This window comes from Dickeya parazeae Ech586 (genome assembly GCF_000025065.1).
In the GTDB taxonomy this organism is placed as follows: Bacteria; Pseudomonadota; Gammaproteobacteria; order Enterobacterales; family Enterobacteriaceae; genus Dickeya; species Dickeya zeae.
On record NC_013592.1, the window covers coordinates 3621164 to 3642060 of the forward strand.

The following is a 20897-nucleotide window of genomic DNA, read 5'->3' on the forward strand; positions in this document are numbered from 1 at the left end:
ACAAGAGGAAACAGCATCAGGAGAATGGTGCATCCGGGAGGATTCGAACCTCCGACCGCTCGGTTCGTAGCCGAGTACTCTATCCAGCTGAGCTACGGATGCATTTCAAGACTTACTGAAAACTTCTCTTAAATTGTATTGCTGACAACGCTGTTGTCATAACGCATCCATTAAATGGTGCATCCGGGAGGATTCGAACCTCCGACCGCTCGGTTCGTAGCCGAGTACTCTATCCAGCTGAGCTACGGATGCAATTTAATGGCGGTGAGGGAGGGATTCGAACCCTCGATGCAGCTTTTGACCGCATACTCCCTTAGCAGGGGAGCGCCTTCAGCCTCTCGGCCACCTCACCGTACCGACACATAACCGCTGAATTTCGTTTTCATTCAGCGCTCACCTGTCTGCGTGGCGCACATATTACTTTCCCGGTCTTATAAGTCAAACAATTTTTCCGATATCAGTTCCGTTTGAACACTTCGCACCCAACAAGAACAGATTAACAACAAAAAGCATGCTTTATCGCCAATAAAACAACCAGTTATTCCGATTCAGAAAAGCAAATACCGAATAGCCATTTATTGACGGAAATAAGGAAACACAGGGAGCAGAACGAAAAACATTCGAACAACAACAGCGCCTCGTCAACACGAGACGCTATTCAATCAGTAGGAGGTAGGCTGAGATTTCTCTGCCTGAATACGCTGGTAGATCTCTTCACGGTGTACAGACACTTCTTTCGGCGCATTAACACCGATACGAACCTGATTGCCCTTTACTCCTAGTACGGTAACCGTAACCTCATCGCCGATCATGAGGGTTTCGCCAACTCGACGAGTTAAAATAAGCATTCTTTGCTCCTTGAAAGATTATAAAGAGTCAGGTCTCTCCGTTCTCCCGTCATTATCCATCATGGTTGGGGAAGACGTAAACCTGGATGACGAAAATGTCTCATCATCGCACTCATTGTTTGTTACTAGTGTTCAGTTTAGTCGATATAAGACAGCTTGCGCTTTTTGTTATCACAACCAAAACTGGCCTCACAGGCCGTCTCTGGACCCCCACAGACGACCTGTTTATCAGTCTTGTTTACGGCCATCCTTACCGCAAGCCAAAAACGCCAAAACCACTCAAAGTCATGGCGTTTTTGCCGGGATAACACGTATTTAGTATTTATAGCTTATCAACCACCCAGGCTTCAACGCTGGTCAACGCTGATGGCAACGCATCCACATCACTACCACCTGCCTGGGCCATATCCGGACGACCACCGCCCTTACCGCCGACCTGATTTGCCACAAAGCCAATCAACTCACCCGCTTTGACACGGTTAGTCAATTCTTTGGTCACACCCGCGATCAGGCTGACTTTACCATCCGCGACTGTCGACAGCACGATCACTGCAGAACCCAGTTGATTCTTCAGATCATCTACCATAGTCCGTAGCAACTTAGGCTCAACGTTGTTCAATTGCGTGACAAGTAACTTCACACCGTTGATCTCTTTCGCCTTACTGGACAGTGAAGAACTCTCCTGAGCGGCCTGCTGTTCCTTCAACTGCTGCAACTCTTTTTCCAGCCCGCGGTTACGCTCCAGCAATGAACGCACTTTGTCAGCCAGAGTGTTGCTATCCCCCTTCACCAACTGCGTGACCTCATGCAACACATCACTCTGCTCATGTAGGGCAACTATTGCATTTTCACCGGTAACGGCTTCAATGCGGCGGATACCTGCCGCGGTACCCGATTCAGAGACAATTCGGAACAAACCGATATCACCAGTACGACGAGCGTGTGTACCACCGCACAATTCAATGGAAAAATCGCCCATCGACAGCACGCGGACATGCTCATCATATTTCTCACCAAACAGCGCCATCGCACCTTTCGCTCTGGCAGCATCCAACGCCATCACATCCGTATCAATCGACAGATTGCGACGGATCTGGGTATTGACGATGTCTTCTACCTGACGGATCTGCTCAGGTTTCATCGCTTCAGGATGAGAGAAGTCAAAGCGCAGGTAGTTGTCATTGACCAGCGAACCTTTCTGCGCGACATGCTCACCCAAGACCTGGCGCAAAGCCGCATGCAGCAAGTGAGTCGCCGAGTGGTTCAGACGAATGCGGTCACGGCGAACATGATCCACCACCGCATTCACCTTGTCGTTGACCCGCAAGACACCTTGGGCCAACGAACCAATGTGCCCGATTGCCTGGCCGTACTTCTGTGCGTCGGCGACGGAGAAACAGGCAGCAGCGGATACCAGCTCACCCTGATCCCCCACCTGACCGCCAGACTCACCGTAGAATGGCGTTTCGCTCAGAATCACAACCGCATCGTCACCCGCCTGAATTTCCTGCACGGATTCACCCTGACGGTAGATAGCGACGACTGTCGACTGCTGCTCGGTACGTTCATAGCCACAAAACGAGGTAGATGCATCCACACGGATCAGGCTGTTATAATCAGCACCAAAGCCGCTGGCATCACGCGCTCGTTGGCGTTGCGCTTCCATGGCACGTTCAAACCCAGCTTCGTCTACTTTCAGATTGCGCTCGCGGCACACATCCGCCGTCAAATCAACCGGGAAACCATAGGTGTCATAAAGACGGAACGCCGCTTCACCGCTCAGCGTATCGCCTTTAAGCTGCTTGATTTCTTCATCCAGCAGTAACAAACCACGTTCCAGCGTACGGGCAAACTGTTCTTCTTCATTCTTCAGCGCCTGTTCAACCAGGCTCTGTTGACGTTTAAGCTCTTCGCCTGCCGCCCCCATCACCTCAATCAAGGTACCTACCAGCTTGTAGAAGAATGTTTCTTTCGCTCCCAGCATATTCCCGTGGCGGATCGCACGGCGAATAATGCGGCGCAACACATAACCGCGGTTTTCATTCGATGGCATCACGCCATCGGCAATCAAAAATGCACAGGAACGAATATGGTCGGCAATAACGCGCAGCGATTTATTGTTCAGATCGTCGGTTCCCACTACCCGGGCCGCTTCGGCGATCAACGTTTTGAATAAATCGATATCGTAGTTGGAATTCACATGTTGCAGAACAGCGGAAATACGCTCCAGCCCCATGCCGGTATCTACCGATGGTTTCGGCAGCGGCAACATCGTACCGTCCGCCTGTCGGTTGAACTGCATGAATACCAGGTTCCAGATTTCGATGTAACGATCGCCATCTTCTTCAGGACTTCCCGGCGGTCCCCCCCAGATATGATCGCCATGATCGTAGAAAATTTCAGAGCACGGGCCGCAAGGACCGGTATCACCCATTTGCCAGAAGTTATCTGATGCGTACGGCGCACCTTTATTATCACCGATGCGGATAATACGCTCACGCGGTACACCTACCTCGTTAGCCCAAATGTCATAGGCTTCATCATCGGAGGCATAGACCGTAACCCACAGTTTTTCCTTGGGCAAGCCAAACCATTGAGAACTGGTCAACAGCTCCCAAGCATAAGTAATGGCGTCGCGTTTGAAATAGTCGCCGAAGCTAAAGTTACCCAGCATTTCGAAGAACGTGTGATGACGCGCCGTATAGCCCACGTTCTCTAAATCGTTATGTTTACCACCAGCACGGACACAACGCTGAGACGTCGTGGCTCGTACATAGTTGCGTTTGTCCAACCCAAGGAAAACATCCTTGAACTGGTTCATCCCGGCATTGGTAAACAACAGTGTGGGATCATTGTTCGGCACCAGCGAACTGCTGGCGACAATCTGATGTCCTTTACTATGGAAAAAGTCGAGAAACGCTTGACGGATCTCAGCGGTGCTCTTGCTCATAATTGTCCTGAAATCAAGCTAAAAGAACAGTCGCGGGCAAGGTGGGTGCAACATACTGACGTGACCGAGCCAAACGCGAACAAAAAGTGGGAATAAGATAAATTTTCTTAGGGGGGAAGTAAAATCCCGTATGCGTTCAATCGGAAAAATTCATATATATCGACTGAATTTCATCGTGGGAAAAGCCGCGATACAGCAAATAACGTTGAACTTTAGCTCGTTCCTGCCAACTCGTTGGTAATGGTGAGCCAAATTTACGGTTAGCGACTGCTTGAGCTTGTAAATACCAGTCAATGTCGCAGGACTGCAGCGCTACACGCTGGATGGATTTGTCGATGCCCCGTTGACTGAGCTCGGCGCAGATACGCTGGGTACCGTATCCCTTACGGCTGCGGCTGCTGATATAACGCTGTGCATAGCGCTCATCATCCAACCAGCCTTGCTGCCGACAGCTAACGACTGCCTGTTCGACTTGGGTATCGAATTCAGAAAGTACAGCGCAACGTTCTGTACTCTCGCATTCAAGATTCTCGCATTCAAGATTGGATTGTAAATACGCCGCAATCTTGCGGCGTAATTCCATTTCACTGTGATCTCGTACAGCCAACACATTCATTGCATAGCGAAGTACGTTAGGCATTACCGGTTATCCTGAGAGCATGCTGCCTGCGTAACGACGCCCATTAAAAGTCGTCGTTCAGTTCGCCAGCGGCTTCCTCATTGTACTCGGCACTTTCACTACTGCTGACACCACCTGATACTACTTCGTTACCTTTATGCAGCAACAATTCGCGCAGCTTCTTGTCGAGTTCGGCAGAGATGGCCGGATTCTCTTTCAGGAAATTACAGGCATTCGCCTTACCCTGACCAATTTTGTCACCATTGTAGCTGTACCAGGCACCGGCTTTTTCAATCAGCTTGGACTTCACGCCAAGGTCAACCAACTCACCGAAGGTATTAATCCCTTCGCCATACAGAATCTGGAATTCAGCCTGTTTGAAGGGTGCCGCAACCTTATTCTTCACAACTTTAACGCGGGTTTCACTCCCAACAACTTCTTCACCTTCTTTGATAGAGCCGATACGGCGAATATCCAGACGGACAGAAGCATAGAATTTCAGCGCATTACCACCAGTCGTGGTTTCGGGGTTACCGAACATCACACCAATCTTCATACGGATCTGGTTGATAAAGATCAGCAGTGTATTGGATTGCTTCAGGTTACCGGCCAGCTTACGCATAGCCTGACTCATCATACGAGCCGCCAGCCCCATGTGAGAATCACCGATTTCCCCTTCAATTTCTGCTTTCGGCGTCAGCGCAGCAACGGAGTCCACGATAATGACATCAACGGCACCAGAACGCGCCAGCGCATCACAAATCTCCAGTGCCTGCTCGCCGGTATCCGGCTGGGAACAAAGCAGATTATCGATATCAACACCCAACTTTTTAGCGTAGATCGGATCCAGCGCATGTTCGGCATCGATGAACGCACAGGTTTTACCTTCACGCTGCGCGGCGGCAATCACCTGCAGTGTCAGGGTCGTTTTACCAGAGGACTCCGGACCGTAAATCTCAACAATACGGCCCATTGGCAAACCACCAACACCCAGTGCGATATCAAGCGACAAGGAACCTGTGGAGATCGTTTCAACATCCATTGAGCGATCCTCGCCCAAACGCATGATAGAACCTTTACCGAATTGTTTTTCGATCTGACCCAGCGCTGCCGCCAGTGCCTTTTGTTTGTTCTCATCAATAGCCATTTTTACTCCTGTCGCGCAGCCTCTGCCGCTGCTTCTACGCTGTTGCTTATTCATGATTCACCGAACCGATGGACGCATTATACTGTATACTCATACAGCATCAAGCCTATTTTATAAAAATCTCTCCAGCAGCGTTTGCAGAGCAAAAGCCACGGCCTGCAACCGAACCTCGTGACGATCGCCGTCAAACTGCATCCGCTGAGTGATGATATTGCCGGCTTTATCGCTAAAACCGAACCATACGGTTCCTACTGGTTTATCTGGCGTCCCGCCGTCAGGGCCTGCTATACCGCTGACGGATACCGCAAAATCGGCTTCAGAACGGCTCTGCGCCCCACGGGCCATTTCCGTCACCACCTCACGGCTTACTGCGCCACATTGTGCCAGCGTATTTTCCTGTACGCCGATGAGCGACTGCTTGGCCTGATTGCTGTAAGTCACAAAGCCATAGTCAAACCATGCAGAACTGCCAGCCACATCCGTGATCGCTTTCGCCAGCCACCCACCGGTACAGGACTCAGCGCAGGTTATCTTCGCCTGACGCGCTTTCAGTCGCTCTCCGAGCTGCGCGCTCAGTTGCAATACATCTTTTTCTGTCATCACGGTATCCCGTTTTATCCATCGCGGCCCAATAGTAAGGGGCCCCTTCTTTTTCAGGGTAGCATTTTTCCTTTGAAAACCTTTTTACATAACAGGAATGCGAAGCCGCGCGCAACATCGTACGGCAGAGTGTCGTAGTATTGTCACTGTCTCGGTATATGCTCCACATACAATAATAACGTCGATAGCGTTTTATGACATGCATGCCCCGCCTCGGGGCTTTTTTATTGGTGTGGCAGGGCATTAGAAGCCATTCGAAAACGGTGCCGCAGTGACCGTGTCGAACTGCACGGATAAGCGCATTAGCAACACCGATATCTGGCCTAAAATAATGCAGGCCTGTCAGCTGACAGGCCTGGTGGGAATAGCATCCCGGAAGGTATCAACACCCTTGCTACGCAACACCGTGGGCTACATGGCGGATTAACGCATCAAGCGAGCAGACTACGTTATGCTATTACTGCTGCCTTGCCGGTTGCAGGAACATCGCTGACTCCAGTTCATTTCTGATGGTCTTTATACCAGAAATAGGACTTGCGACATGGCGACAATGCGGCTGGCAATCAATAATAGATACCTTATTCATTCTTGTTTTTTCATCCCTGGCGGGTATTTAGCGCGATACACTCACTCTACCTTTCCCCTTTCTTTTTTTGCATTTTTCACATGCAGCACATATTAAAGAACGAACTTACTCTCTCACCCATTTTATTTATCGGAAGAAAAAACGCCAACATGATACTGACAAAAAAATATTTTTAATTTCCATCATGACTATTCCCTGATAAATCATATTTACGTAAAGAAGCATTAATAACGGATAAAAAAAGCCCACCATAAAGGTGGGCAAAGCTATTGGGTTTTTCAACAGCAAGGATTTCGTAGTACTGGCACGACAGTTATCCATCCACTGTCTGTTAATAAATCTACCTGACTATTCTTAAAATAACCTTAGTTTCGCCTCGAAATCAGCAAAAATTAATAAAAAAACCAAAAATACAACTCGCTGTTTTTGAAGCAAAAAAAAGCCCACCGCGAGGGTGGGCAAATGACACTATTCTCTGGCATGAAGCATCCTGAAGACACAGGTTGGCGGTTTTCCTCCGCCTGAAAGCTATCCTAGGGTATTAAGATTAAGCCAACATTAGGAAAACAAAAAAAACATAATTTTTTAAAGATTAATTTCCACACCCATTATTCCCCTCTCTCTCAACAATGGGGGAAAAATACATATACAGAAAAACCCCTGTTATTTTTCAGCAATCAATGCAACAAAGTATATCCGAGACCGCTCAGCTACAGTGAGGAAGAAAATGAATACACACGGCAACCATATCTGCTGACTGAGGTATGAGTAACATAAAAAAAGCCCACCTGACGGTGGGCAGAGAGGCTATATTATTATGGATAAACCCTGGTGTTTTGGCGCGGAGAAGTCTTTAACTGAAAACAAAATTACACTAAGGAGATTAAATCAACCTTAACAATAAAAATAAAAACCATTTTTTCTGTGACGCTGACAACATCTATACCCAAAATAATTCGAGTTGCAGGGAAATACGCCCCCCGAATTATAACGGGCGTAAATATTAAAAATAAAAACACGCAGCTAATAATTCTTACCGTTATTATCAGAAAACAAAAAGCCCATCAGGTGATGGGCTAAATGAGAATGAACATCGAAAATAAAATTCTTACTTTACTAACATGGCACAGCAGTCAATTAACACTAATTGAAGTGTAACAGATAGCGGCAAACCTGCCCAAAAATCGACCACTATTCTTCATATTTTGTGAGTGCACGCATTCTCTTTGGCTCTCTGCAAGACATCGAACTCTGTATCAGAACTACGCGGCTAAGCGACCGAACCAGTCACAGTCGAGTACCGAGATAGCCACATCGCAAAAGCAGACTTTTATTTTACCGAATTTGCAGGTTCACCCAGCCATCACGTACACTCGCCAAAAGAAATAATGCACCGTATTCTACAGCCCGCGTTGGCCGCAATGTCACTACCGGTGTCGACATAATAATTGCGGGACATTGCCTGTTCCGGGCGGCATTGAAGGGAGAAGACACTATGCCATCAAAATTCTCACGCAGACCAGGCATGCTGGACAGCCATGCCGATCAGCTCAGCAGTTCGCTGATTATTCGCCAATCGGCTGATGTGCTGTTTGATTTGTGGCGCAACCCCGAAACACTTCCGGTCTTGATGAACCATGTCGCTCACATCGACATCATTAATCACACGGACTCGCTGTGGCGAATGAAAGCCCCGTTCGGCCAATATATCGAATGGCGGGCTCGTATTGAGGATGAACAGCCCGGTCAGTTTATCTACTGGCGTTCACTCCCTGGAGCCAAAATCCCCAATGAAGGGTGCCTTGTCTTTCGCCCTATCCCAAACAGCGAGAATACTGAAGTTACCCTCAGCATCCGGTTTGACCCACCTGGCGGCTTTCTGGGAAGAGCACTCAGTCAGGTATTCCAGCTTTTGCCTAAAGAGATGCTGCACAAAACCTTACTACGCTTTAAGCAGATGGCAGAGCACCCAGACACCACCACCTCTTCTGACCAGAACGCATAAAAAAACGGGCGGCAGGGAATCCCCAGCCGCCCGTCATTTTTATACCCACGACATCATTTCTTGTTGGGCATCATTCTCAAAAGCGTATTGTCACGCACCACATAGTGATGATACAGGGCGGCAACGGCATGGAGCCCCACCAGGAAATACCCCGCATTAGCAATCAGTTCATGAATGCTCAGCAATGTGTGCTTGATATCATCATTCGGATCGGTCGCAAACGGCATCGCAATACCGAATATCGACCAGGCATCACCGCGATAGTACATCCCCAGTACGCCTAATACCGGCAACGCCAGAAACATCAGATATAAAAAGCCATGCACCGCATGGGAAGCAATCACCATCAGGCGATCAGGTTGCGGCGTGATAGGTGGTGTAGCATGAAGGAAACGCTGCACTACACGCAGGATCATCAACACCCAAACGGATACACCGCAACTGTAATGGATCGTCGACATTAGCGCCCTTGCGCTACTTCCGCGCGGAGCAAAACCCCGCAGCTCCATCGCCGCATAGGTCGCCACCACCAGCAGAAACGCCAGCCAGTGCAACAGAATCTGAGATGAATGATACTTGGTCTTCATGGAATTCCTTCTCTGTATTGAGCATACAATCAGTGTGTGTACATAGGACGTATACAGCCTAGCTTCACTCTATTAAGCCAACATTAGTTTTTCGCTCACTGTAGCAAGACTTTTTGATAAACCCAAAAATCTTATGGGCAAAAAAAATCCCGCCTTAATGGAAGGCGGGAAAAAACTACTACTCTCTGACAGGGATGAATAACACAACATCAACAAGGGTTGAGACAAACATTACCAGTTGCAGTGTATAGAACTGTCATCGGTCAGTAAGGTTGATTGGCAGGATGTAAGTCGAATTTGGCGTGGATATCATCATTTTACCGGGTATATCGGAGAAGGACGCAGACGTCGTGTAGGGGATAGATGAAAAACGGCCGACGCTCGCCGACCGCACGTCTGACTAGCGGGTATTGATTAGCGCCGACTGTCTACCAACATTCTCACCGCCAGCGCCGCCAGTACCGTTCCCATCAGCCAGCGTTGCACTCGTTGCCACAACGGGCGCTCAGCCAGAAACGCGGCGATATACCCCGCGACCATCACCAGCGAGGCATTAACCGTCATGCTGATGAGTATCTGGGTGATGCCGAGCGTTAACGACTGTCCCAGTACATTGCCTTGCTCCGGGCGGATGAACTGCGGTAGAAGGGACAGATAAAGCACGGCAGCTTTGGGATTAAGCAGGTTGGTGACCAGCCCCATCACGAACAAGCGCCGATTACTGTCAGGTTTAAGTTGTCTCAACTGGAAAGGCAATGCGCCACCCCGTACAGCCTGCCAGGCCAGCCATAGCAAATAGAGTGCGCCAGCAATTCGCAGCGCATCGTAAGCTAATGGCACCGCCATGACTATCGCCGTAATACCGAGTGCCGCTGCGGTCATATAGAACAAAAAACCCAATGCCACGCCAGATAACGATACCAGACCAGCCCGACGCCCCTGACACACGGTGCGAGAAAGCAGATAAATCATATTAGGGCCTGGCGTCAACACCAACCCCAGCGCAATAGCAGCAAACGGTAACCATTGGGACACACTCACCATGACTCACCTCAATCACACAGCCTGTCAGATAAAACGATTATTTACGTCCCAAACCTGCCTGAACCCACGTCAGTGCAGACTAACGTCCGATCCGCTCTGCCAGTACACCGCCGCCACGATCACTCCTCCGGTGGATAACGGTAATCCCACCGGAAAAAGCCGTGATCCTGAAATGAACCAGATAGTAACGACTGCTTTCGTGTTTTGACATAATTTGGCGGCGGACAGGTGACATTGCACATCCAATATCCCGGAAACCACGCCTCCATACCGGGCAGTCGCGCCATCTCCGTGTCGAACGGATTCAATTCCGGCAACGAGTAGTAAACAAACTCGCCAATAGAGTGCTCAATCCATTCTTCAGCACTCCCCATTTCCGATAACGGGTTAGGGTGCAATGGCGAGTGAGCCAAATCGACAAACTCTCTGACGTGATTCATCGACCAGCCACAAAACTCCAACGCGCGAGGTCGCTCCGCCATTTCGTACAGGCGGTCGACCGAGACTATCGGTAGCGGGTCTGGCTGCTCAGGGAAAAATTCATTGTGCTTTTGCAGGCATAACAATAGGTAGGACGCCACCAGCGCCCCCAGCTCATGGATAACCAGCGCCGGATGCTCCCCCGCCCCGCCGCCAATAATCAAATTGTCGGGTGTACATGAAAAATCATCCTCACCCCAAGGCGAATCCGCCACCTCTTCTAGCGGATGGTAGATTGGCAACCCGTTCAGGAAACCAACCAGTTCGTGTTTGATGGTATCGATGTAGCTCATGGTTACCGGCTTTTAAACAGTCATCAAGACAGATATCAGCGGGCACGGCCCGGGTGATGCTCTTCGCAGAGTACACTGTGTTTATCGCCTTCTCCACACCAATCTTTACCACCCCAAAGGTGACCTGCGCCGATACCCCCACACAGAAACATCAGAATAAAAAATCGAAAAAAAGCAAAAATCAGGATGCAAACCAATGCGGTTAGATTAAAAGCAAAAAAGTTAATCCATTAAAATGATAGTTGTCGATATTTACTATAAGTTTTCATTCCAATTGCCACGCGCTAGCCTGCCTGTCATGGCTGTATTTTTATTCACAACACAGGAAAAGACCCATGAAACAGAAAGTCGCATTGGTCACTGGCGCGGGCCAGGGAATTGGCCGGGCCATCGCTATCCGTCTGGCAAAAGATGGTTTTGCCGTAGCGGTCGTGGATTACAACGGCGATACCGCAGGCCAGGTAGCGCATGAAATCAAGCAACTCGGCGGCAACGCTATGGCACTCACCGCGGATGTCTCAGACCGTGACCAGGTATTTAATGCGGTTCGCACCGCACACAAACAATGGGGTGGTTTTCACGTTATCGTCAATAACGCCGGTATCGCTCCTACCACGCTGATTGAAGACATCACGCCGGAAATCGTTGATAAGGTTTACAACATCAATGTGAAAGGCGTCATCTGGGGAATACAGGCTGCGGTAGAAGCCTTCAAAGCCCAGGGACAGGGAGGCAAAATCATCAATGCTGCCTCTCAGGCAGGCCATGTCGGTAATCCGGAGTTGGCGGTTTACAGTTCCAGTAAATTCGCCGTACGCGGTCTGACCCAGACCGCCGCCCGCGATTTAGCGCCGCTCGGCATTACCGTTAACGCGTATTGCCCAGGTATCGTCAAAACACCCATGTGGGCTGAGATTGACCGCCAAATTTCCGAAGCAGCAGGTAAGCCACTCGGTTACGGTACGGCAGAGTTCGCCAAACGCATCACGCTGGGCCGTTTGTCTGAACCGGAAGACGTGGCCGCCTGTGTTTCCTATCTCGCTGGCCCTGATTCTGACTATATGACAGGTCAGGCGCTGTTGATTGATGGTGGTATGGTCTTCAACTGATTGACTCAGCGCCACTGCGCCTCGTCACACGGCGAGGCGTGTTCTTCTCATCACCACTATCCGCGTTCTCCCACAGAGCCCCCAAACGCACAGAGCACGTTTCTTGCTATCTCCTGACGCTATCTGTATTCCTGATCCTGTCTGTGGTCGCTTTCACTCTTTTCACAAATCCCTACTCAGGGCATACCTATTAATTCGATAGAAACAACTACCATTATCCGTTTTGTCAAAAAAGGTAAAGTAGCCAGGTAGCCGCGGGTTATTCACATGCCACGGCAACAACGGCGGTTATTCACACCGTCAGCCATGAGTACAACCCCATTTCTTACCCGTCATGACGACAGGTCAGGAACAGGGAAAACAGATAAACCGCAATCACCAACAGGGCATGAGTCTTATCGTTGCCTCTGATGGAGAACTTTCTCTGCTGATAGCTTAAAGCAGTGCAATGGAATCACAGCAATAACCAAACCCTATTGTTGATAATAATCATACGGAAAATGAGGAAAGTTATGAGCAATCATGCCGCCATACATCGTATTCCCGGCTGGAAAACACCACTGGCCATCATCTCTTCACTGTTGATAGCCTACCCGGCGCTGTCAGCCACGCTGACGCGTGATAACGGCGCACCGGTGGGTGATAACCAAAACTCGCAAACTGCCGGCCCCAATGGCCCGGTTTTATTGCAGGATGTTCAGTTACTGCAAAAGCTACAGCGCTTTGACCGTGAACGCATTCCAGAACGCGTTGTGCACGCCCGCGGTACCGGTGCACACGGCACATTTACCGCCACCGAAGACATTTCGGACCTGACCATCGCCGAGGTATTCAAAAAAGGCAGTCAAACGCCGGTATTTGTACGCTTTTCAAGCGTCGTACACGGTAACCACTCCCCAGAAACCTTGCGAGATCCACGCGGTTTCGCTACCAAGTTCTATACCACGCAAGGCAACTGGGATCTGGTAGGCAACAACTTCCCCACCTTCTTTATCCGCGATGCGATCAAGTTCCCGGACATGGTACATGCGTTCAAACCCGATCCGCGGACCAATCAGGATAACGATGGACGCCGGTTTGATTTCTTTTCTCACGTTCCGGAATCGATCCGCACCCTGACCCTGCTCTATTCCAACGAAGGCACACCGGCCAGTTACCGCAACATGGACGGCAACAGCGTTCATGCTTATAAGCTGGTCAACGCCAAAGGCGAAGTGCATTACGTCAAATTCCACTGGAAGACACTACAGGGCATCAAAAATCTCGACCCCAAACAGGTTGAGGACGTTCAGGCTAAGGATTACAGCCACCTGACTAACGATCTGGTTGCTGCCATCAACCGTGGCGACTATCCGAAATGGGATCTTTACATTCAGGTGCTGACCCCGGGCGACCTGGCTAAGTTTGATTTCGACCCACTGGATGCCACCAAAATCTGGCCTGGCGTTCCCGAACGTAAAATCGGCCAGATGGTACTGAACAAAAACCCGGATAACTACTTCCAGGAAACCGAGCAGGTTGCCATGGCACCGGCGAATCTGGTTCCGGGTATCGAGCCGTCTGAAGACCGTCTGTTACAAGGCCGACTGTTCTCGTACGCCGATACCCAGATGTACCGGTTGGGCGCGAACGGCCTGAGCCTGCCAATCAATACTCCGCTGAAAAAGGTCAACAACATCAATCAGGATGGCAGTTTGAATAGCGGCCACACGCAAGACAACGGGGTGAATTACCAGCCAAGCCGGTTGTATCCACGCGAAGAGTTGGTGTCTGCTCGCTACAGCCAGACACCGCTGAGCGGCACTACCCAGCAGCGTAAAATCCAGAAAGAGCAGAACTTCAAACAGACTGGCGAGCTGTATCGCTCTTACAGTAAGAAAGATCAGGATGATCTGGTTCAGAGCCTGGGGTCTGCGCTGGCGATGGCTGATACCGACAGTAAAACCATCATGCTTTCCTACTTCTATAAAGCTGATGCTACCTACGGTACCCGCCTGACCAGTGTCGCCAAAGGCGATCTGAGCAAAGTTCAGTCACTGGCCAGCAAACTGGCTGATTAACGGAACGCCGTCGCCCGGCTTCGCGGCGGGCGACGCCAACGACCAGGGAATCGTCATCATGAAATCATTTCGCCTCTTTGTTTGCCTGCTGGCACTCATTCAGACAACCGCACAGGCACAGCCGCCCGTGTCTATTACAGAGCCGTCAAATTCAGTCGTCGCAGCACCGGCTGCACACGCAACTGATGAAAGACAAGTGCAGAACCAGCTTAATCAGTACCTGTGGGATGCGGCCCGTACCGGTAATGATGCCGTACTCCAGGAGTTCATCAACGCGGGTTATAACCTTAATACCCGTGATGAAAAAGGCTATACGGCAGTCATTCTGGCGGCTTACCACGGCCACTACGACACGGTTTCATTGTTGCTCAATCATGGTGCTGACCCCTGCTTGCAGGATAGTCGTGGCAATACCGCACTGATGGGCGCCGTATTTAAAGGCGAGCTGAAGATTGCCAACTTGTTGCTGAACGCAAAATGTAGCCCGGATACCCGTAATAACGCCGGACAAACTGCGGCCATGTATGCTTCGCTATTTCAGCGCGCAGAGATCCTCAAGGCATTACAGGAAAAGGGAGCGGATATGAATGCTACCGACGCACTGGGCAACAGTGTGCAGGCATTAGGCAGGGGTGAAGTGAAAGGACAATAGCCAACACGCATCAACAGAAATGACACGCCCCGCACGAATATACTACCTTCAGGCGGGGCGTGTGATATCAGACTGGGTTAGCATTATTCAGTCATCCCATTTGGGGCTCAGAAACGCGGCCAGAAATCCCGGTACAACGATAACGGCCAGTATCGCCAAATAAACAGTCACTTGTTCGAACATAACAACCTCCTACGTCAGCATGTAAAACGACCTCATGGTTCCACTACAGATTCATTCAACTACGATTCAACGACCATTCGACGACAAGTTCACTCACTACACAGTGATTCTATCGGCCGAACGTTAAGCAAACATTAACGTCTCTTTAATAGATAAGAAATCGGATCAGGACGAAAGTGCTCATACAGAACAACCTCGTTTGCTTTTTCCAGCACCGGATTAAGCCACCGGTAGTCAATCGGGTATGACGACGCACCAAAAAATATTATTTTTTAATGTGTTATCGGTATGCGGCACGGGTTTCATCATGTCCGGAATTATACGCATGAATATATATTATTGGTGTAATGAATCTTATTGATAATAATAAAAACCTATATTTATTGTCAGCAATGCCTGCTGAAGAAAAAGAATGTCATTTTTTCGGTGATATGACTGACAATACTTTTCAAATGGTCAGCGCTCACTATTCACGCCATTAATTCATTGCTCTGATAACAATAATTAAAATCGATTAATACTGAATGACATTTACCCCCCAATAATTCGCACAGCGCTAAGCCATAATTATCCCCTTTATTAAACGCGGTGTAACATAGCTAAACGGCACCTTAAATATCCATATCCCAGCCGCATACCAGAAGCAGAAAATGAGCACCCGGTCAGGGCACCAAAACTCGCCACTTCTCACCAGAACCGATAAATATCACGATTTAAAAAAAACATGACGCCGCTAGCAGAATACAGCACTCATCTAACCCATACCGAAAAAATGACCTAAAACAATATTTGCGTGGGGTCACAGATTCCCCGCTGATGGCGATTTTATCCATAAGATCAGCGAATACGGCCTGACCCTCTTCCCTCGGCAAAAACTACTGTTTTGTCATGAGTCGCTGGAAGAGGAAAAATAATCACGCCTGCCGTACCCCAAGACGGGGGCAATCCTGAATACCGAATAACACCGTTGTCCCTGAAAATGAAAAACCGATAGCCAATGATTACCAGAGAGGACACTTTTATGTGGAAACGCGTCATTTTAGCTTCAGCTGTGTGTGCGTCCCTGTCATCGGTCGCGCTGGCCGCACCATTAACGGTGGGGTTTTCTCAAGTCGGCTCGGAATCAGGCTGGCGCGCAGCTGAAACGACCGTAGCCAAAGAACAGGCCAAAGCGCGCGGTATTAACCTGAAAATTGCCGACGCCCAACAAAAACAGGAAAACCAAATCAAAGCCGTGCGTTCTTTCATCGCGCAGGGAGTGGACGCTATTTTCATCGCCCCTGTGGTGGCGACTGGCTGGGAGCCGGTATTGAAGGAAGCCAAAGAAGCCAAGATCCCCGTTATCCTGCTGGACCGCGGCATTGACGTCAAAGATGACTCACTGTATCTGACCACGGTACGCGCCGATAATATTAAAGAAGGGGCATTAATTGGCGAGTGGCTGATTAAAACTGAAAACGGCAAAAACTGTAATGTTGTTCAGTTAGAAGGCACCGTCGGCGCAAGCGTTGCTATTGACCGTAAAAAAGGGTTTGAAGACGCTATCGCCAAAACGCCGACTATTAAAATTATCCGTTCCCAGTCCGGCGACTTTACCCGTAGCGGCGGCAAACAGGTTATGGAAAGTTTTATCAAGTCAGAAAATAACGGCAAAAATATCTGCATGGTTTTCGCCCATAACGATGACATGGTGATCGGCGCCATTCAGGCCATTAAAGAAGCAGGGTTAAAACCGGGCAAAGATATTCTGACCGGGTCGATTGACGGTGTGCCGGATATTTTCCGTGCCATGCTGGCAGGCGAGGCAAATGTCTCGGTCGAACTGACGCCAAATATGGCCGGACCGGCGTTTGACGCGCTGGAAAAATATAAAAAGGATGGCACGCTGCCCGCCAAACTGATTCTGACACCGTCCACCCTGTTTAAACCAGACAGCGCACAGGCCGAGCTCGATAAGAAAAAGAACATGGGATATTGATCGTTTATCGTCAGCCCACGTCCTGCCATGGTTACCTACCACTACCATGGCAGGACATCACCTGTTTTGTAAGGAAGAATCGCATGAACGATTTCGACAACCAGGAAATCTTGCGTACGGAAGGGCTGAGCAAAATTTTTCCCGGGGTTAAAGCGCTGGATAAGGTCAATTTCAGCCTGAGGCGCGGGGAAATCATGGCGCTGCTGGGAGAAAATGGTGCAGGAAAATCCACGCTGATTAAAACACTCACTGGGGTGTATCAACGTGACGAGGGCGCTATTTATCTCGAAGGGCAGTCTATCTCGCCTAAAAATACGGCTCACGCCCAACAACTGGGCATCGGCACGGTGTACCAGGAAGTCAACCTGCTACCCAATTTATCGGTGGCGGATAACCTGTTTATCGGCCGCGAACCCAGACGCTTCGGATTATTACAACGCACCGAGATGGAAAAACGTGCGGCGGCGTTGATGTCTTCCTACGGTTTTGAACTGGATGTGCGCGAACCACTGAACCGCTTTTCCGTCGCGATGCAGCAAATCGTTGCCATTTGTCGTGCCATCGACCTGTCTGCCAAGGTGTTGATCCTTGATGAGCCGACCGCCAGTCTTGATACTCAGGAAGTAGAAATGCTCTTCACCCTGATGCGCCAGCTGCGCGATCAGGGCGTCAGCCTGATCTTCGTGACCCACTTTCTCGAGCAGGTTTATCAGGTGACCGATCGCATCACGGTTCTGCGCAACGGTGCTTTCGTCGGTACCTGCGAAACCGCCTCGCTGCCACAGATAGAACTGGTAAAAATGATGCTGGGCCGCGAGCTGGAGCAGAATGCGCTGCAACGTGCCGGACGTACGCTACTGAGCGACAAGCCGGTAGTGGAATTCAAAGGGTACGCTAAAAAAGGTGTGATTGAGCCATTCGAACTGGCGGTACGGCCGGGTGAAATCGTCGGTCTCGCCGGCTTGTTAGGCTCCGGGCGGACAGAAACCGCCGAGGTGATTTTTGGTATTAAACCAGCCGACCGGGGCGAAGCGGTGATCAAAGGGAAATCCCAGACGCTGCGCTCGCCACATCAGGCCTCCTGCCTTGGCATCGGCTTTTGCCCGGAAGACCGTAAAACCGACGGTATCATCGCTGCCGCCTCGGTACGGGAAAATATTATTCTGGCGTTGCAGGCCCAACGCGGCTGGCTGCGCCCGATCCCCCGCAAGGAGCAGATGGCGATTGCCGAGCGATTCATCCGTCAGTTGGGTATCCGCACCCCCAGTACCGAGCAACCTATCGAATTTCTATCCGGCGGGAATCAACAGAAAGTGCTGTTGTCTCGCTGGCTACTGACCAAACCGCAATTCCTGATCCTGGATGAACCCACACGCGGCATCGACGTCGGCGCTCACGCCGAGATCATCCGGTTGATCGAAAGCCTGTGTGCCAACGGGCTGGCGCTGCTGGTCATCTCGTCCGAACTGGAGGAGTTGGTGGGGTACGCTGACCGGGTGTTGATTATGCGTGACCGACAGCAGGTGGCGGAAATCCCGCTCGACCAGCTATCCGTTTCCGCCATCATGAATGCCATCGCGGCATAAGGAGGGCATGGTGATGCCTCGATCACTGATCAAACCGGGCTCCGATAAGCGCCCGTTCCGTTGGCCATCGATGCGGTTTTCACAAGGCATGCCGCAGATAGCCGCGCTGGTGCTGGTGTTGCTGGTAGACAGCCTGGTATCCAGCCACTTTTTCCAGATAGTGGTGCAGGATGGTCGCCTGTTCGGTAGTCCAATCGATATCCTTAACCGTGCTGCACCGGTAGCCTTGCTGGCGATCGGCATGACGCTGGTGATCGCTACCGGCGGTATCGATCTGTCCGTCGGGGCCATTATGGCGATTGCTGGTGCCGTGGCCGCCTCGTTGACCGTGCAGGGCTACAGCCTGACGGTGGTACTGCTGGCCGCACTCGGTGTCGGCATGCTGGCGGGCCTGTGGAACGGTATTCTGGTTGCAATTTTGAAGATTCAGCCGTTTGTCGCCACCCTCATCCTCATGGTGGCCGGTCGCGGTATCGCGCAGTTGATTACCGCCGGGCAAATTGTCACCTTCAACTCGCCGCCGCTGGCCTGGCTCGGTAGCGGTGCGCTGTTCTACTTCCCAACGCCTATCATCATCGCGCTGGTCACGTTGATTCTGTTCTGGCTGCTGGTGCGGCGTACCGCATTGGGGTTGTTTATTGAATCAGTGGGGATCAATATCCGGGCGGCGAAAAACGCCGGGGTCAGTACCCGCGCCATGGTGACCATGACGTATATCCTGAGCGGGCTGTGTGCCGCCATCGCCGGGGTTATCGTCACCGCCGATATTCGGGGGGCTGATGCCAACAACGCCGGTCTGTGGCTGGAGATGGATGCCATTCTCGCCGTGGTGATCGGTGGCGGTTCGCTGATGGGCGGCCGCTTCAACATGGTGCTTTCCGTGTTAGGTGCGCTGATTATTCAGGGCATGAACACCGGTATTCTGCTGTCCGGTTTTCCACCGGAGCTAAACCAAGTGGTGAAAGCCGTCGTAGTATTGTGCGTACTGATAGTCCAGTCGCCACGTTTTGTGACCTTGCTGAAAGGAGCTCGCCGCCATGATAAAGCGTAACTTGCCGCTGATGATCACCCTGGCGGTATTCGTGCTCGGATATCTGTACTGCCTGACGCAATTTCCAGGTTTCGCCTCCACGCGTGTCATCTGCAACATTCTTACCGATAACGCCTTTCTGGGTATTGTCGCCGTCGGCATGACTTTTGTGATTCTCTCCGGCGGTATCGACCTGTCTGTTGGGTCGGTAATCGCATTTACCGGTGTGTTTCTCGCCAAAGCTATCGGCGTGTGGGGGCTGTCCCCCTTGGTGGCGTTCCCGCTGATTCTGTTGATGGGATGTGCCTTTGGCGCGTTTATGGGCTTGCTCATCGACGCGCTAAAAATCCCAGCGTTTATCATCACGCTGGCGGGGATGTTCTTCCTGCGTGGTGCCAGTTATCTGGTGTCGAAAGAATCGCTGCCTATCAACCACCCTATCTATGAAACACTCTCCAGTCTGGCGTGGACGATTCCCGGCGGTGGTCGGCTTAGCGCCATGGGACTACTGATGCTGATGGTGGTCGTCGTCGGCATCGTGCTGGCACGCTATACCCGCTTCGGTAACCAGGTCTATGCCATCGGCGGCAACAGCACCTCCGCTAACCTGATGGGCATTTCCACCCGCAGCACCACCCTTCGCATTTATATGCTGTCCACCGGGCTGGCGACCCTCGCCGGGATCGTATTTTCCATTTACACCTCGGCGGGTTATGCGCTGGCAGGGGTCGGCGTCGAGCTGGATGCCATTGCCTCGGTGGTGATCGGCGGTACGCTACTGAGCGGCGGTGTCGGCACCGTACTCGGAACGCTGTTCGGCGTGGCGATCCAAGGCTTGATCCAGACCTACATCAACTTTGACGGTACGCTAAGTTCCTGGTGGACCAAGATAGCCATCGGCATATTGCTGTTTGTGTTCATCGCCTTGCAACGCGGCCTGACCGCACTGTGGGAAAACCGCCAGAACGCCCCGGTCAAACGTGTCGCTCCGCACGGATAACGACACCACAACGCCTCCCAAACGTAGGTGTGAGATGCCTCTAACGTCTCACCCTACGTTTGTACTCGTCTGACACCACCTCTCGCACCATTGAACCCAACGCAAACTTGCCATCGGCCAGAATACGCCTATGTTTGAAT

The 20897-nt window shown here is 50.8% G+C and carries 17 protein-coding genes and 3 tRNA genes; 8 read left to right on the forward strand and 12 right to left on the reverse strand.

The genetic code is table 11. The features are described from left to right. Positions 1-25 precede the first annotated feature (25 nt). The 8 genes from DD586_RS15795 to pncC form a co-directional block, all read right to left on the reverse strand. Positions 26-102, reverse strand: a tRNA-Arg gene (locus DD586_RS15795). Between the two features lie 73 nt (positions 103-175). Continuing rightward, positions 176-252 (reverse strand) — tRNA-Arg (locus tag DD586_RS15800). Between the two features lie 7 nt (positions 253-259). Next, positions 260-352: transfer RNA gene (locus DD586_RS15805), tRNA-Ser, on the reverse strand. A 310-nt stretch (positions 353-662) separates the two neighbouring features. Then, positions 663-848 (reverse strand): carbon storage regulator CsrA, encoded by a 186-nt coding sequence (gene csrA / locus DD586_RS15810; RefSeq protein ID WP_005972168.1) that lies wholly within the window; start codon positions 846-848, stop codon positions 663-665. A gap of 322 nt (positions 849-1170) precedes the next feature. Then, the gene (gene alaS, locus DD586_RS15815) at positions 1171-3798 is read right to left on the reverse strand and encodes an alanine--tRNA ligase (RefSeq protein WP_012885824.1); all 2628 of its coding nucleotides are present in this window, start codon (positions 3796-3798) and stop codon (positions 1171-1173) included. Positions 3799-3934: 136 nt separating this feature from the next. Next, positions 3935-4438, reverse strand: coding sequence for a recombination regulator RecX (gene recX / locus DD586_RS15820; RefSeq protein WP_012885825.1), 504 nt, complete (start codon positions 4436-4438; stop codon positions 3935-3937). A 43-nt stretch (positions 4439-4481) separates the two neighbouring features. Continuing rightward, positions 4482-5564: a recombinase RecA gene (gene recA / locus DD586_RS15825; RefSeq protein ID WP_012885826.1), complete on the reverse strand. Its 1083-nt coding sequence runs from the start codon at positions 5562-5564 to the stop codon at positions 4482-4484. A 111-nt stretch (positions 5565-5675) separates the two neighbouring features. Next, entirely contained in the window at positions 5676-6164 is a 489-nt protein-coding gene (gene pncC / locus DD586_RS15830) for a nicotinamide-nucleotide amidase (protein WP_012885827.1), read from the reverse strand. A 2081-nt stretch (positions 6165-8245) separates the two neighbouring features. Here pncC and DD586_RS15835 point away from each other — a divergent pair. Next, positions 8246-8755 (forward strand): SRPBCC family protein, encoded by a 510-nt coding sequence (locus DD586_RS15835; RefSeq protein WP_012885828.1) that lies wholly within the window; start codon positions 8246-8248, stop codon positions 8753-8755. A 53-nt stretch (positions 8756-8808) separates the two neighbouring features. Here DD586_RS15835 and cybB read toward each other — a convergent pair whose 3' ends face one another. The 3 genes from cybB to DD586_RS15850 form a co-directional block, all read right to left on the reverse strand. Further along, complete coding sequence (gene cybB / locus DD586_RS15840; RefSeq protein ID WP_012885829.1) at positions 8809-9342, reverse strand: cytochrome b561; 534 nt, start codon at positions 9340-9342, stop codon at positions 8809-8811. Positions 9343-9756: 414 nt separating this feature from the next. Further along, a complete protein-coding gene (locus DD586_RS15845) occupies positions 9757-10386 on the reverse strand; it encodes a LysE family translocator (RefSeq protein ID WP_012885830.1) in 630 nt (209 codons plus the stop codon). A 119-nt stretch (positions 10387-10505) separates the two neighbouring features. Continuing rightward, on the reverse strand, positions 10506-11159 hold the full coding sequence (locus DD586_RS15850; RefSeq protein WP_012885831.1) for a hypothetical protein: 654 nt from the start codon (positions 11157-11159) through the stop codon (positions 10506-10508). A gap of 335 nt (positions 11160-11494) precedes the next feature. Between DD586_RS15850 and DD586_RS15855 the strand changes: the two genes are divergently transcribed. The 3 genes from DD586_RS15855 (at position 11495) to DD586_RS15865 (ending at position 14980) form a co-directional block, all read left to right on the forward strand. Further along, the gene (locus DD586_RS15855; RefSeq protein ID WP_012885832.1) at positions 11495-12268 is read left to right on the forward strand and encodes a (S)-acetoin forming diacetyl reductase; all 774 of its coding nucleotides are present in this window, start codon (positions 11495-11497) and stop codon (positions 12266-12268) included. A gap of 512 nt (positions 12269-12780) precedes the next feature. After that, a complete protein-coding gene (gene katB / locus DD586_RS15860; RefSeq protein WP_012885833.1) occupies positions 12781-14328 on the forward strand; it encodes a catalase KatB in 1548 nt (515 codons plus the stop codon). A gap of 58 nt (positions 14329-14386) precedes the next feature. Next, positions 14387-14980, forward strand: a complete 594-nt coding sequence (locus DD586_RS15865; RefSeq protein ID WP_012885834.1) for an ankyrin repeat domain-containing protein — start codon at positions 14387-14389, stop codon at positions 14978-14980. Between the two features lie 87 nt (positions 14981-15067). On the opposite strand, the gene mgtS is transcribed toward DD586_RS15865, so the two are convergent. Beyond that, positions 15068-15163: a protein MgtS gene (mgtS, locus tag DD586_RS22045; protein ID WP_012885835.1), complete on the reverse strand. Its 96-nt coding sequence runs from the start codon at positions 15161-15163 to the stop codon at positions 15068-15070. Between the two features lie 1021 nt (positions 15164-16184). Here mgtS and ytfQ point away from each other — a divergent pair. The 4 genes from ytfQ (at position 16185) to yjfF (ending at position 20757) form a co-directional block, all read left to right on the forward strand. Beyond that, the gene (gene ytfQ, locus DD586_RS15870; RefSeq protein ID WP_012885836.1) at positions 16185-17141 is read left to right on the forward strand and encodes a galactofuranose ABC transporter, galactofuranose-binding protein YtfQ; all 957 of its coding nucleotides are present in this window, start codon (positions 16185-16187) and stop codon (positions 17139-17141) included. A gap of 83 nt (positions 17142-17224) precedes the next feature. After that, a complete protein-coding gene (gene ytfR / locus DD586_RS15875; protein WP_012885837.1) occupies positions 17225-18727 on the forward strand; it encodes a galactofuranose ABC transporter, ATP-binding protein YtfR in 1503 nt (500 codons plus the stop codon). Positions 18728-18740: 13 nt separating this feature from the next. Beyond that, on the forward strand, positions 18741-19778 hold the full coding sequence (gene ytfT, locus DD586_RS15880; RefSeq protein WP_012885838.1) for a galactofuranose ABC transporter, ATP-binding protein YtfT: 1038 nt from the start codon (positions 18741-18743) through the stop codon (positions 19776-19778). After that, positions 19765-20757: a galactofuranose ABC transporter, permease protein YjfF gene (gene yjfF, locus DD586_RS15885; RefSeq protein ID WP_012885839.1), complete on the forward strand. Its 993-nt coding sequence runs from the start codon at positions 19765-19767 to the stop codon at positions 20755-20757. Before ytfT ends, yjfF begins: the two co-directional genes overlap by 14 nt. Positions 20758-20897 lie beyond the last annotated feature (140 nt).